The 13,992-nt window shown below is 65.7% G+C and carries 12 protein-coding genes; 4 read left to right on the forward strand and 8 right to left on the reverse strand.

The window, feature by feature from the left end; all coding sequences use genetic code 11:
• Nucleotide 1: 1 nt before the first annotated feature.
• The 7 genes from E4P09_RS23860 to E4P09_RS23890 all read right to left on the reverse strand — a co-directional run bounded on the left by E4P09_RS23860 (nt 2) and on the right by E4P09_RS23890 (nt 7,938).
• A complete protein-coding gene (locus tag E4P09_RS23860) occupies nt 2-2,110 on the reverse strand; it encodes an acetate--CoA ligase family protein (RefSeq protein ID WP_137392170.1) in 2,109 nt (702 codons plus the stop codon).
• Nucleotides 2,111-2,127: 17 nt separating this feature from the next.
• Complete coding sequence (locus E4P09_RS23865) at nt 2,128-3,276, reverse strand: acyl-CoA dehydrogenase family protein (RefSeq protein ID WP_137392171.1); 1,149 nt, start codon at nt 3,274-3,276, stop codon at nt 2,128-2,130.
• A 10-nt stretch (nt 3,277-3,286) separates the two neighbouring features.
• Complete coding sequence (locus tag E4P09_RS23870) at nt 3,287-4,066, reverse strand: enoyl-CoA hydratase/isomerase family protein (protein ID WP_137392172.1); 780 nt, start codon at nt 4,064-4,066, stop codon at nt 3,287-3,289.
• Nucleotides 4,067-4,078: 12 nt separating this feature from the next.
• A complete protein-coding gene (locus E4P09_RS23875; protein ID WP_137392173.1) occupies nt 4,079-4,849 on the reverse strand; it encodes an ABC transporter permease in 771 nt (256 codons plus the stop codon).
• A 3-nt stretch (nt 4,850-4,852) separates the two neighbouring features.
• Entirely contained in the window at nt 4,853-5,722 is an 870-nt protein-coding gene (locus E4P09_RS23880) for an ABC transporter permease (RefSeq protein WP_137392174.1), read from the reverse strand.
• Complete coding sequence (locus E4P09_RS23885) at nt 5,712-6,791, reverse strand: ABC transporter ATP-binding protein (protein ID WP_137392175.1); 1,080 nt, start codon at nt 6,789-6,791, stop codon at nt 5,712-5,714. Before E4P09_RS23885 ends, E4P09_RS23880 begins: the two co-directional genes overlap by 11 nt.
• 82 nt (nt 6,792-6,873) lie before the next feature.
• Entirely contained in the window at nt 6,874-7,938 is a 1,065-nt protein-coding gene (locus tag E4P09_RS23890; protein ID WP_137392176.1) for an extracellular solute-binding protein, read from the reverse strand.
• A gap of 208 nt (nt 7,939-8,146) precedes the next feature.
• Here E4P09_RS23890 and E4P09_RS23895 point away from each other — a divergent pair, with 208 nt between their 5' ends.
• From E4P09_RS23895 to E4P09_RS23905, 3 genes are read left to right on the forward strand one after another with little or no spacing between them, the layout of a single operon-like run.
• Nucleotides 8,147-8,947 carry a MerR family transcriptional regulator gene (locus E4P09_RS23895; protein ID WP_170984614.1) on the forward strand — a complete coding sequence of 267 codons (801 nt, stop codon included), beginning with the start codon at nt 8,147-8,149 and terminating at the stop codon, nt 8,945-8,947.
• A 1-nt stretch (nt 8,948) separates the two neighbouring features.
• Entirely contained in the window at nt 8,949-10,589 is a 1,641-nt protein-coding gene (locus E4P09_RS23900; RefSeq protein WP_137392178.1) for a phytoene desaturase family protein, read from the forward strand.
• Nucleotides 10,590-10,593: 4 nt separating this feature from the next.
• The gene (locus E4P09_RS23905) at nt 10,594-11,709 is read left to right on the forward strand and encodes an NAD(P)/FAD-dependent oxidoreductase (protein WP_137392179.1); all 1,116 of its coding nucleotides are present in this window, start codon (nt 10,594-10,596) and stop codon (nt 11,707-11,709) included.
• On the opposite strand, the gene E4P09_RS23910 is transcribed toward E4P09_RS23905, so the two are convergent.
• Entirely contained in the window at nt 11,706-12,638 is a 933-nt protein-coding gene (locus E4P09_RS23910) for a LysR family transcriptional regulator (protein WP_137392180.1), read from the reverse strand. The two genes, E4P09_RS23905 and E4P09_RS23910, sit on opposite strands and share 4 nt — an antisense overlap.
• A gap of 186 nt (nt 12,639-12,824) precedes the next feature.
• Between E4P09_RS23910 and E4P09_RS23915 the strand changes: the two genes are divergently transcribed.
• Nucleotides 12,825-13,964: an ABC transporter substrate-binding protein gene (locus E4P09_RS23915; protein WP_137392181.1), complete on the forward strand. Its 1,140-nt coding sequence runs from the start codon at nt 12,825-12,827 to the stop codon at nt 13,962-13,964.
• Nucleotides 13,965-13,992: the final 28 nt, after the last annotated feature.

Consider the following 13,992-nt stretch of genomic DNA (forward strand, 5'->3'; position numbering starts at 1 on the left):
TCTAGCGCGCGATCGTCGCCCGCGCGTCCACCGCCACCGGCTTGCCGTCGGAGGCGCGGATCACCAGAGGATTGATATCGAGTTCCAGAAGGGTGCCTGCATGGTCGTGCGCCAGCCAGGAAACCCGGGCGACCGCATCGGCGATGGCGGCGAGATCGGCGGGCGGGCGGCCGCGATAGCCGTCAAGCAGCGGGAAACGGCGCAGGCGCCGCAGCATCTTTTCCGCCTGTGCTTTGTCGACCGGGGCGGGCGCCAGCACGGTATCGGGGTCGAGCTCCACGGTGATGCCGCCGAAGCCCACCAGTACCATGGACCCGAACTGCTCGTCGCGCTTCACCCCGATGATGAGCTCGTCGCGCCAGCGTACCATTTCCGAGACCAATCCGCCGCGGAACAGGCTGTCGGGCGCGTGTTCGGCGATCATCTCCTCGATCTCGTCCCAGGCGGCGCGCACGGCCTCAGCCGATGTGAGGTTGAGGCGGACGCCGCCGATATCGCTCTTATGCACGAGGCCCTCGGCGACCACCTTCAGCACCACGGGAAAGCCGATGCGCTCGGCGGCATTCACGGCCTCGCGCCTGTCGGCACAGAAGGTTTCCCGCGCGACCGGCACGCCATAGGACTGGAGGAGATCCTTTACCTCATGCTCCAGCAGCGGACCGGCGAGGTGCTGGTCGGCGCTGGGCAGCCCGGCCGGCCGCACAGGTGTTGTCTTGGCGGGCTGGCGGTCGAGCAGGCTCATATAGCCTTTGAGCATGCGGACCGCATCGTCGACCCGGTCGACAAAGGGGCAGCCGATGCGGCGCAGTTCCTGCCGCACCCCGTCAGCGGCGCTGCCCGGCATCACCGCCAGCGCGAAGGGCTTGCCGGCCGCCATGAAGCCGCTGCCGATCTCCACCGCCGCCGCCTCGTAGCGGGGCGTGGTGGTGAGCATGATAAGCGAGGCGCTGACATCGGGGTCGGCGGTGAAGGTTTCGATGATCTCGTCGGATGAGCCGGGCACATCAGGCCCCAGCCTGCCGCCGAGGTCGATGGGGTTGTCGGCCTGTGGCGGCAGGAGCAGGCCGCGCAGCCGCTGCTTGCTTTCGGGCCGAAGCTCGGCCAGGCGCAGGCCGCTCTCGGCGATGCGGTCGACCCCGATGCCGGCGCCGCCGCCGGAGGGCGAGAACACGCCGATGCCGGAGCCCTTGGGCGGACCATAGCGCACCAGCATGTCGGCCAGCAGCAGCATGCCGTCCGGGTCGTCCAGGGTGATCACCCCGGCGTCGCGGCACACCGCCTCGAAGGCGCTATAGGCGCCGGCCAGGCTGGCGGTGTGCGAGCGGGCCGCCTTGACACCGGCTTCGGTGCGGCCGGTCTTGACCACCAGTACGGGCTTGCCGGCCTGGGCCGCCTTTAGGGCCAGGTGGCGGAAGCGGGGCCCATCCTTCAGCCCCTCGATATACATGCAGATGACCCGGGTGGTGGGATCGGCGATCAGGTACTCGAAGAAGTCGCAGATTTCGAGGTCGGCCTGGTTGCCGAGCGAGACGCAGGCGCTGAAGCCGATCCCCGCGTCATGGGCGCGGTTATAGGCGGCCACCATGAGCGCGCCGCTCTGGCTGATGAAGCCGATGGCGCCGCGGTGCAGTTGCGGCACCTCGAGCACCAGGGACGAGCTCAGGGCCAAGTTGTGATGCGGGTTGATGAGGCCCATGCAATTGGGGCCGACCAGGCGCATGGCGGACGCGCGGGCCAGGGCAACCATCTCGTCCTGGATGCGGGCGCCCTGCTCGTCGGCCTCGGCAAAGCCGGTGGTGATGATGATGACGGCGCCCACGCCGGCGGCGGCACAGCCTTCGAGCGCCGCCACGATGCGGTCCTGCGGCACGGCGAGGATGGCGACATCGATGGGTTCTCCCACGGCGCGGATGTCGGGATAGGCGGGAATGCCGTTGACGGTGGCCCGGTTCGGGTTGATGGGCACGATGCGGCCGGCAAAGCCGTGCTTCATCAGGTAGTGCAGAATGCGCCCGCCGAACTTGCCCCGATCCTCGGAGGCGCCGAACACCGCCACCGACCGGGGCCTCAAGATGCGTTCGACCGAGCCCTGCACCTTAACCGCTTCCATGTTCCATCAACTCCACATCACACGAAGGCCGAGGCGCCGACCAGTTCCCGCCCGACCACCAGGCGCTGAATGCCTGAGGTGCCGTCGATGACGGTGAGCATGCGCGCATCCCGCCAGCAGCGTTCGACCTCGGCCTGCTCGGAAAGACCGTAGGCGCCCATGCAATCCATGGCCTGGTGGCAGGCGCGCACCGCCGCCTCGGTGGCATAGAGCTTGGCAAGCGAGGCTTCCCGCGGGCAGCGCTCGCCCTGGTCGAGCCGCCACAGGGCCTGGAGGGCGAGCAGGCGGCTGGCTTCCACCTGCGCATCGGCATCGGCGAGCACGGTCTGGATCGCCTGAAAGCGGGCGAGAGGCCGGCCGAAGGCGTGGCGCTGGCCGACATAATCAATGGCAAGGCTCAGGGCATGGCGGGCAATGCCGGCGGCCTGCAGGGCGATCAGCGCGCGGGAGGCCTCGATGGCCTTGAGGAAGGCTTCGGAGGCAGCGCCCGGGCTGCCCAGCAGGCTGTCGGCGGGAACGGGAACGTTTTCGAACCAGACCTCGGCAAAGGAGAGATTGCGGATGCCCACGCACGGGATTTCCTCGTGGCTCCAGGGCGAATGTTCCCGCTCCACGAACAGCCGGCTGGTGCCGGCCGCGGCACCCTTCTCAGGGTCGTTCACCACCAGCACGGTCATGGCATCGGCCACGCCGCCGAGCTTGATCCAGCGCTTGCGGCCGTTCAGGCGGAACTTGTCCCCGTCGCGCGCGGCCGTGGTCTGGAGGTTGCGGATATCGGATCCGGCCTGCGGCTCGGTGATCGCGGCGGTGGCCACCATGTCGCCTGCGAGCAGCTTGGACAACCAGCGCGCCTTCTGTTCGGGCGAGCCGAGATAGTAGATCGAGCGCGGCGGCACCACTTCGGCCAGCAGCACCGGGGAGGGGGCCAGCGCCTCCAGCAGCAGCCCGTAATCCACATAGCTGAGCCCGGCGCCGCCGGCCTCCCTGGGGATGGTGCTGCCGACATAGCCCAAGGGCGCCAGGGCCTTGTAGAGCGCGCGCAGGTCTTCAGCCGTGAGCTTCTGCCCCGGTGGTATGCGGGCGGCGAGCGGCCGCACCACCGTCTCGACCGCGTCGCGGGCGCGAGCCTGAAGCTCCTGCTGTTGCTTGGAGAGGGCGAAATCCATGGGATTATCCCTATTCGCCGGTGAAGACCGGCTGGCGCTTTTCGTGGAAGGCGGCCATGCCCTCCTTGGCGTCCTTGGTGGCGAGGATGCGCTGGGCCCACTTCTCCTCGAGCACGGCGGCCCGGTCCGGCCCGTCGTAGTATTGCGCGCGCACCGCCTGCTTGATGGCCTGCATGGGCAAGGGCGCGCCGCTGGCCAGCCGCTTGGCGGTGGCGGCGACCGCGGCGTCGAATTCGGCATCGGGCACCACCTTGCTCACCAGGCCCAGCTCCAGGGCGCGGGCGGCGTTCACATCCTCGCCCAGCAGCAGCAGATCGAGGGTGCGGTTGCGGCCGATATGGTGCACCAGGCGCACCATGCCGATGCTCCAGGTGGGGATGATGCCGAGATAGACGTCACCGGCGCGGAACTTGGCGGTGTCGGAAGCGATGCGGATATCGGCCGCCCAGGCGAGCCCGGTGCCGCCGCCGATGCACCAGCCGCGCACCGCGCTGATCACCGGCTTGGGAAAGGTCTCGATGCGCTCGACCAGGAAGCGGCCGAGCTCGCGGAACGAGCGGCCGGTCTCGGCGGTGTGGCGGCTCTCGTCGCCCAAATCGGCACCGGCGGAGAAGGCGCGGTCGCCGGCGCCCCTGAGCGCGACGACCCGGGTTTCGGCCTCGGCCTCGATCTCATCGAAGGCGGTGCGCAGATCGTTCAGCATGGCGAAGCTGGCAAGATTGAAGGGCGGCTTGTTCAGGGTGATGGTGGCGATCCCATCGGCCCGCTCGACAATGATCTCATCGTACATGGATACGCCTTTCTATTTCCGGATGTTGACGAGGCCGCCCAGGCGATCGAGCACCAGCACGAGGGCGATGGACAGCACGATCAGCATGGTGGAGATGGCGGCGACCGTCGGGTCGACCTGGTCGGTCAGGTAGTTGTAGATGCGCACCGGCAGCGTCTGGTAGCTCGGCCCGGTGACGAAGATGGTGACCGTCACCTCGGAGAAGGAAATCAGGAAGGCCAGCAGGAAGGCGGCCAGGATGCCGCGGCTGCATACCGGCAGCACGATGCGCCAGAGCACGCTGGCGCGCGTCGCGCCCAGGTTCTCGGCGGCCCATTCCACCTCGATCGGCACGGCACTGAGGCTCGACTGGATGGTGCGGATGGCGAAGGGGGTGATCACGACCACATGGGCCATGACCAGGCCGAAGAAGGTGTTGTAGAGCCCGAACAGGTTCATGAATTGCAGCATGGCGATGCCGAACACCACCGCCGGCACGATGAGCGGGGAGAGGAACAGGCCTTCAGCGAGTTCCAGGCCGCGGACGCGCCGGCCGCGCAGCAGCGCATAGGCTGCCAGCAGAGACAGGATGGCGGAGATCAGCGCCGAGACGAAGCCGAGCTGGACGCTCAGGATGAAGGCGTTGAGGAAGCCGGGATAGGCGAAGGAGGCTTCATACCAGCGCAGGGAGAATTCGGAGAAGGGCAGGGCGAAGACCGCGCCGGGGGTGAAGGACATCCAGATCACCACCACGATCGGGGCCAGCATGAAGACGAGCATGGCGATGTTGAGGATGAGCAGCATGCGTCACGCCTCCCTCAGCTTGGCCTGGCGCATGGTGGCCAGACGGCGGGACAGCCAGATGGGGATGAGGGTGGCGATCAGCAGGGCCATGGCCAAGGCGCCGCCGAACGGCCAGTTGAGCTCGATCAGGTTCACCTCATAGGCGACGAAGGAGATGACCCGCGCCCGCGACCCGCCGAGCAGGGCGGGCGTGGCGAAGGCCGCCATGTTCATGGTGAAGTTGATGAAGGCGCCGGCGAGCAGCGCGGGCAGGGTGATGGGCAGGGTGACCCGCAGGAACACCTGCGCGCGTGATGCGCCGAGGTTTTCGGCTGCCCATTTGAGGCGCGGGTCGAGCGCGCTGAGCGCCGCCCACAAGGGCAGCAGCACGAAGAGGAAGTGGCCCTGCACGAGGCCGATGATGATGCCGGTCTCGTTGAACATGAGCTGCAGGGGCGCGCCGATGAGGCCAAGCTCGCGCAAGGCGCGGTTGATGACCCCGTTGCCGCTGAGAATGAGGCTCCAGCCGAAGGCCTTCACCACCACATTCACCAGCCATGGGGCCATGTAGACGAGCAGGAGCAGCGCCTGGGCGCGCTTGGAGAGGCCGGTGATGAAGATGGCCACGGGATAGGCCAGCACGCAGGTGATGAGTGTGATCATGACGCTGATCCGGGCGGTGCGCAGGAAGGTGTCGAGATAGAAGGGGTCGGCCAGACGCGCATAGTTCTCCAGCGTCCAGCGGGAGAAATCGATGCCGGACAGCTCATAGGGATGGAAGCTGTTGATCACCGTCTGGATCAGCGGCCAGACATAGAAGCCCAGCATGATCAGGAGCAGCGGCACCAGCAGGGCAAGCGGCCCGAGACGGCGGGCTTGGGCGTCAGCGGCCATGGTCCGGTTCCTCCGGTCGGGCGATGACATCGCCGCGACTCCAGCCGATGCGCACCCTGTCGCCCGGCTTGGGCAGCGCCTGCCCGACATTCTGAACGTCGGCGCGGATCGCCGTGCCGGCCACATCGAGGGCGAGATGCACGCGGCTGCCGAGATAGGTGATCTCCGTCACCTTGGCATCGAAGGTGCCGCCGTCGAGATCGGCCGCGCCGAGGCGAATGCGTTCCGGCCGCAGGCTCACCCATGCGGGCTGGCCGATCTGCCAGGACAGGTTTCTGGCCGCGGCCGAAAGGTCGAGCCCGTTCCCGCAAGCAATCGTCACCTTGCCGTCGGCCAGTGCCACAACGGTGCCGGCGAGCAGGTTGACGTGACCCACGAAGCCGGCGACGAAGCGGCTGGCGGGCGCGTCGTAAAGCTCATTCGCGGTGCCGACCTGCTGCAGCTGGCCCTGGCGCAGCACGGCGATGCGGTCGGACACGGCGAAGGCCTCGTGCAGATCGTGGGTGACCAGGATGGTGGTGATGCCGAGGCGCTGCTGGAGGCTGCGGATCTCGCCGCGCATCTCGTCGCGCAGCTTGGCGTCGAGATTGCTCAGGGGCTCGTCCAGCAGCAACAGGCTCGGCTGCACCACCACCGAACGCGCCAGCGCCACCCGCTGCTGCTGGCCGCCCGACAACTCGCCCGGCAGCCGCTTGGCGAAGGAGGCCATGCGGACCAGTTCCAGCGCCTCGCCGGCGCGGCGGGTGATCTCAGCCCGCGGCACCCGCCGCATCTTCAGGCCGAAGGCGACGTTCTCGAACACCGAGAGATGCGGGAAGAGCGCGTAGTTTTGGAACACCAGGGCCGTGTCCCTGGCGCGCATGGGCTTGTTGTCGATGGACTGCCCGTTGAGACGGATGCTGCCGGCGTCGCTCTCATAGATCCCGGCGATGACGCGGAGCAGGGTGGTCTTGCCACAGCCGGAGGGGCCGAGCAGGGAGAAGAACTCGCCCTGGGCGACGGAAAACGAGACGTCCTTCACCGCGGCGACAGAGCCGAATGACTTGGATATTCCCTGGAGTTCCAGCATCACGCATCCGGTGGCACGGCATGGGAAAGGGCCGCGATGCGCGGTGAATTACGCATCGCGGCCGGCCTGATCCGCTGCCTGCTCAGTGCAGGGGCTCCACCTCCCGCTGGAACTGCTGGTTCCACTCATTGCGCACGGAGGCGACATAGTCGTAGTCGACCGTCTGCAGTTCCTTGAGCGCATCGCCGGTGACAACGCGCTGGGCGGCCTCGCCCTCGAGCTTCACTTTCGTATTGAGGGGCGACTGGCCGAAGCGCTCGGCACGATAGGTGAGCACCTTCTCGCTGATGAGCCAATTCAGCAGGGCGCGTGCGCCCTCCTGATTGGGCGCACCCTTCATCACGCCCGCGACGGTGGGGCTCATATAGGAATTTTCCGGAACCACCACGTCGACCGGAACGCCGCGCTTGGCGATCTCCCAGCCGGAGGCGTTGCCGAACACGGCGAGGGCACCGGTCTCCTGCTGCATGAGGTCGGCGATCTTGGCGAAGGTGGTGGTCCAGTCCACCACATTGGGGGCAAGCTTCTTCAGCGCCTCGAAGCCGGGCTGGATGTTGCGCTCACCGCCACCGTTCTGGCGGGCAAGCTCGACCAGCAGATACATGCCATAGGTGTTGGAGACCGGCGGGATGATCAGCGTCTTGCCGAATTCCGGCCGGAACAAATCCTTCCAAGTCGTTGGCGGGGCCCAGCCATTCCGCTCGAACACCTCCTTCTGGTAGACGAGCGCGAGGATATCCGCGTAAGGCGCGACCCCGCTGTCGCCCAGCCTGGCGCTCGGCACCATGTTGGCAAGATTGGGTACCGCCTTCTCGTCCAGCGGTTCGAAAATCTGCTGGGCCATGCCCTGCTGGAAGGCGGCGAGGTCGCACATCACCACGTCGACCTGCGGGCTGTTCTTCTGGGCAATGGCGGTGGCGATGATCTCGGCGGAGGTTGCCTTGGGCACCAAAGTCACGGTGTAGCCCGTGTCCTTCTTGAACTCATCGGCCCAGCCTTCCTTCTCCAGCATGGTCTGGATGGTGCCGCCCCAGCTCAGGAAATAGACCGTGCCCTTGTCCTGGGCCTGAGCAGGCGCTGAGGATGCGATGAAGGCCGCCGCGGCCAGAGCGATGGCGGTCTTGCACACGTCTCGTCTTTTCCACATTGATCCGTCCCCTTTGTCACCCTTTCGACATAGTGCGAAGGGGGTGCGGAGCCGGCAAGCCACAATTTTCTGGGGTTGAGATTCGGAAAAACCGAAGCTGTTTGGAGTAGGCTTCGCATGCGCCAGCGGCTCAAACAGCTATTGCGAAGCGCAGGGAAGCCAAATAAGAGTTACAGAAACAATGTAAGTTCGGGGTGGGGACGTGCCCTTGTCGGCGGTCAAGACGTTTCGTGTTGCCGAAGTCGCCAAGCTCGTGGGCGTCAGCCCGTCAACCCTACGACTGTGGGAGAACCATGGGCTCGTCGCGCCATTCCGCACGGAGGGGGAGCACCGCGTCTATCGGGACAGCGATGTCGAGCGGGTGCGCGAGATCAATCGGCTACGCAAGGTCCAGCGGCTGAACATTGCGGCGATCAGGGCGGTGCTGAACACGGCGGGCAATGGGTCCGACGATCGCTCGGCACCGCCGCCGGCGCTCGGGCCTAAGGTAAAGGCGCTGCGCCAACGGGCCGGACTCACCCTAAAGCAGGTATCCGCACGCACCGGCTTGCCCATCTCGCTCATCAGCACCTTGGAGCGCACCTCGGGTGGTGCGTCCATGGCGAGCCTGATGGCGCTGGCCACCTGCTACGGCACGCCGATCACCGATCTGCTGGCCCCGCCTCAGGAGACGGTGAGCCGGGTGGTCAAGGCGGGCCGCGCAAGGCGGGTGCCTATCCTGGGGCCGCTCATCCAGGTGGAGCAGCTGGCCGAGGGCCGCACCAAGATCGACTGCCAACGCTGGACGCTTGCGCCGGGCGCCGCATCGGAAGGCAGCTATGCACATGAAGGCGAGGAGTTCATCCACGTGCTTGCCGGCATGTTCGAGATCACGCTGGGCAGCGACGAGCTGCACCGGCTGAGCCAAGGCGACAGCATCTACTTTCCCAGCACGGTGATCCATGCCTGGCGCAATCCGGGCGGGGAAGCAGCCGTGCTTCTCTGGATCAGCACCCCAAGGACGTTCTGACATGACCTCTGCCTCTTCTTCCACCATCGACGCGAACAAGGCGGGTGCCGATGGCATCGGCCAGGATGCTTACGACGCGGTGATCATCGGCGCCGGCCATAACGGGCTGATCTGCGCCGCCTATCTGGCCAAGGCCGGGTGGAAGGTGCTGGTGGTCGAGCGCCGGCACGTGATCGGTGGCGCGGCGGTGACCGAGGAGCTGTGGCCCGGCATCCGTGTTTCGGTCGCCTCCTACATGATGAGCCTGCTGCAGCCGCGCATCATCCAGGATCTGGAGCTCGCCAAATACGGCTACAAGCTCCTGCCCAACGACTTCCTGTTCACGCCGCTGGAGAATGGGGACGCGATCTACTATCACGATGATCTGAAGCGGACCTGCGAGGAGATCGCCCGTTTTTCCAAGCGCGACGCGGAGGTGTTTCCGGCTTACGACAAGCACTTGCAGGAGGCGGCTAAAGCGTTCCGGCAATTCCTGTGGACGACGCCGCCAAATCTGAGTTCGTACAAGCTGCGCGACCTCAAGGACACGCTCGACCTGCTCATGCAGGTGCGCCGGCTGGGCGATCACGTCTATCGGCTGGCGGACTTCCTCACCTTGAGCGTGAGCGACTATCTCGACCGCTGGTTCACATCGGACGCGATCAAGGGCGTCTTGTCCTATTACAGCGGCATCGGCAATTTCGCGGGGCCGCGCACGCCCGGCTCGGCCTATGTGCAGCTGCACCACCTGATGGGCGACACCTCGCAAGGGGCAGGCGGCTGGGGCTTCATCCAGGGCGGCATGGGCGCGGTGAGCAACGCGATCGCCAGCTCGCTCAGGGCGAATGGCGGTTCGATCGCCACCGATGTTCCGGTGAAGCGCGTGCTGGTCAGCGGCAACCGGGCGGTCGGCGTCGAGCTTGAGAACGGGCGGGTGATCAAGGCCAAGAAGGTGATCAGCAATGCGGACGCCAAGGCCACCTTCCTGCGCCTGGTGGATGCGCGCGAGCTGCCCGATGACTTCCTGGAGGACATCCGCAACTACAAGACCAAGAGCTCGACCTTCAAGATCAACCTGGCCATGCGCGAGCTGCCGCAATACACCGCTTTCGATGCCAACCGGGCGGGCCGGGCCTACCCGACCTATATGCATGTGGCGCCGAGCCTCGACTATCTCGAACGGGCCTATGATGATGCCAAATACGGCCGACCGTCGGAAAAGCCTTACATGACGGTGGTTGCGCCCTCGGTGTTCGACAAGACGCTGGCGCCCGAGGGCACCTATGTCATCAACATCTTCGGCGGGCATGCGCCCTATCACCTGCGCGACGGCGATTGGGAGACGGAGCGCGAACCGTTCTATCAGCGGGTGATCGACACCTGGGCGGACTACGCGCCCAATGTGAAGGACGCGATCATTCATGCCCAAGTGCTGGTGCCGCCGGATCTCGAGCGGATCATCGGTCTCACCGGCGGCAACATCTTCCAGGGCGACTTGTCGCTCGACCAGCTGTTCATCCTGCGGCCGGCAGCGAAATATGCGAACTACCGCAGCCCGATCGAGGGCCTTTATACGTGCGGCTCGTCCAACCATCCCGGTGGCGGGGTGATGGGCGTGGCCGGCTACAATGCGGCGCGCGAGATCATGAGAGACGGCCGATAGGGTGATGGAAACGGTCGATTGCGTTGTGGTGGGCGCAGGCGTGGTGGGGCTTGCGGTGGCGCGGGCGCTCGCCCGCTCCGGCCGCGAGACGATCATCGTCGAGGCCTGCGACGCGATCGGCACCGAGACCTCCTCGCGCAACAGCGAGGTGATCCATGCGGGCATCTATTATCCGCAGGGTAGCCTGAAGGCGAGGACATGCATGGCGGGGCGGGACGCGCTCTATGCCTATGCAGCCGAACGTGGCATTCCCCATGCCCGCTGCGGCAAGCTGATCGTGGCGACGTCGGACGCGCAGGTCGAGACGCTGAAGGCGCTCATGCAGGCCGGTGCCGCCAATGGGGTCACCGACTTGCGCATGGTCAACCCGGCGGAGGTGGCGCAGCTGGAGCCGGCCCTGCGCTGCGTGGCGGCCATTCACTCGCCGTCCACCGGCATCATCGACAGCCATGCGCTGATGCAGAACTATCTTTGGGACGCGGAGGCCGCCGGCGCCGTTCTCGCCCTGAACACAAGGTTGGCCGAGGGCCGCATCGATCGTGCATCGAACGTGGTGGAGGTGCTCACGACCGGCAGCGAGACCATGTGGCTGCGCGCGAAGCTGCTGGTCAACGCGGCGGGGCTGGACGCCTGGGAGGTTGCGGCAACGCTCGCCGGCTATGACGTCAGCCATCTGCCGCCGCGCTTCATGGCGAAGGGCAGCTATTTCGTGCTGGCGGGCCGCAGCCCGTTCAAGCGGCTGGTCTATCCCGTGCCCGAGGATGGCGGCCTCGGCGTCCATGTCACCCTCGACCTTGCGGGCCAAGCGCGGTTCGGACCGGACGTGGAATGGGTGACAGCCAGGGACTACAGCCTGGATCCGCGGCGGGCGGATGTTTTCTACGCGGCGGTGCGGCGCTACTGGCCCGCGCTTCCGGACGGCGCCTTGCTGCCGGGCTATGCGGGCATTCGGCCGAAGATCTCCGGGCCGGGCCAGGCGCCTTCGGATTTCATGATCCAGGGGCCATCCACCCATGGCTGCGCGGGGCTGATCAATCTGTTCGGGATCGAGTCGCCGGGACTGACAGCCTCGCTCGACTTGGCCGATCGGGTCGCGAAGATTGCCTCCAATCCGGGCTAGACTAGGCCGGCGGCAGCTGGCTCGAGCGCCAGGGGCCGGTGGGCCTCCTTCAGATCGCGGACGAACTGCTTGATGATCTTGTTGGGCGACTGCCGCTTGCGGAACATGCAATAGAAGACGTTCTCGTAGAACAGACGGTCGGGCAGGATGGGGCGCATCTGGCCCCCCGCCACCCATTCCCTGGCGTAATGACCGGGGAGATAGCCGATGAAGCGGCCGGAAAGCACGAGCAGCGCGACGCTCTCCATGTGCTGGCCGGTGGTGGCGGTTCTCAGCTTGCCGTGCAGCAGCACGTTGTCCGGCAACGGACAGATGTGGCCCGCGTATTTCTCGCGGGAGACCTCGTTGAGGGTGACGCGATCCGGGCAGCGCGGGAACAGGGCGTGGTTGTAGCTGCAGTAGAGATACTGCGTTTCCTCGAAGACGGGCTCATAGTCGAGGCTGCCTTGGCGGGCCAGGGAAGGGCCGATGCCGACATCGAGCAGCCCGTCCGCCACATGACGCTCGATATCGCGCGGCGAGACGATCTCCACATCCATGCGCACCTCGTGCGGGCGGCTGTCGAACCGGGCAATGGCTTCGTGCAGCCTGGCCGTGGGGTTGTTGGCCACGTTGTCCACAAGGCCGATGCGCAGAGTGCCGACCAGCGCATTGCGCAGGCCGGCGATCTCGCTGCTCACGTCGCTCAGTGTACCGATTAAGCGTCGGCCGAGCTCATAGACCTTCTGGCCCTCGGGCGTGAGCCGGAAGCCGTCTCGTCCGCGCTCGCACAGCCGCACGCCCAGCCTGTTCTCCAGCTGGCTCATATGCATGCTGATGGTGGAGAGGCTGAGATTGAGGCTCGTCTGCGCGGCGGCAAAGCCGCGGCACTCGACGATGGTGAGGAACAGCTTCATCAAGCGAAGGTCAAGGTCGGCGATCGTGGCCATCTCACCTCCCGATCATTCAACAGAAGCCGAACTTTGGTTTTAAACATGGGTATTTATCGAAACAACCGATTTGTCCGAATCTGTTGGCATGGCGCAGGATGGCTCGCAGAAGCCGCGCGCTCCAACATGGGTGAGAGGCAAAGCCGCTGGAGGAAGAGGGCGGCCCAGCCGGAGGGAGAGCGAGCAATGGATTTCCGTCGTTTCATGAGCATGAAGCCGACGCGCCGCCAGGTGCTGTCTGGTGCAACCGCCTTCGGTGCCGCAGCGCTGTCCGGCTTCAATCCGCGCCTGGCCGAGGCGCAGTCGGATGACAAGGTGCTGTCATGGCTCACCTATCCCGGCCATGGCGCGCCGGAGGTGGTCAAGCCGTTCGAGGACAAGTACGGGGTCAAGATCGTCGCCAAGGAATATAGCGGCGGCGAACGGCTGCTGGCGCTGATTCATGGCTCGCCGCCCGGCACGTTCGACGTGGTGCTCAGCGATGAGGCCTATGTGAACGAGCTGAAGCAGGCGGGCTTCATCGAGCCAATGAACCCGGCGGATTATCCGATCGAGGACTTCTGGCCCGATTTCCAGAAGTTCCCGCTGCATTGGATCGATGACCAGCTCTACACCGTGATGACCAGCTGGGGCATCAACGGCCTGGCCTACAACGCCGACAAGCTCACGGCCAAGGACGTCGAGAGCTATGCGATCATGTGGGACGAGCGGATCAAGGGCAAGGTCGGCATGCGCGACTGGTACCTGCCGTGCATGGGCTGCATCAGCGCCTATCTCGGCAACAAGAAGCCCTATGATCTGACCGACGAGCAGTTCGAAAAGCTGAAGGAGACCATCTTCTCGCTGAAGCCGCAGGTGGCCGGGTTCTGGGACTTTGCGGGCGTGTTCGACTCGTTCGCCAATGGCGGGGCCATGGTGGTGCCCGGCACCGGCGAATGGATGGTGGGCCTCTTGCAGCGCGACGGGCACAACATCCGCGCCGCGGTGCCGAAGGAGGGCGCCATCATCTGGACCGAGAGCGCCTCGATCGTGAAAGGCACGAAAAAGGAGGAACTTGCGAAGGAGTTCATCCGCTATCTGGTGAGCCCGGAAGGGCAGCGGCGGTTGATGCTCAAGTCGTCCTACATGGCCTCGGGCCCGAGCAAGGTCGCCTGGGAGCTCCTGAACAAGGAGAATCCGAAAGAGGCGAAGATGATCAACATGGATCTCAACGCGCATAACCTGATGGATGACTATCGCGCGGGCCTGATCCTGCTGCGCGAGCTGCCCAGCAATCAGTCGAGCGAAGAATGGCAGGATGTCTGGACGGAATTCCAGAACATGTGATCTCATACGCGTTGAGAAGCACATGTCA

Origin of the sequence: Rhodoligotrophos defluvii, from assembly GCF_005281615.1 — a bacterium.
GTDB classification, from domain to species: Bacteria; Pseudomonadota; Alphaproteobacteria; order Rhizobiales; family Im1; genus Rhodoligotrophos; species Rhodoligotrophos defluvii.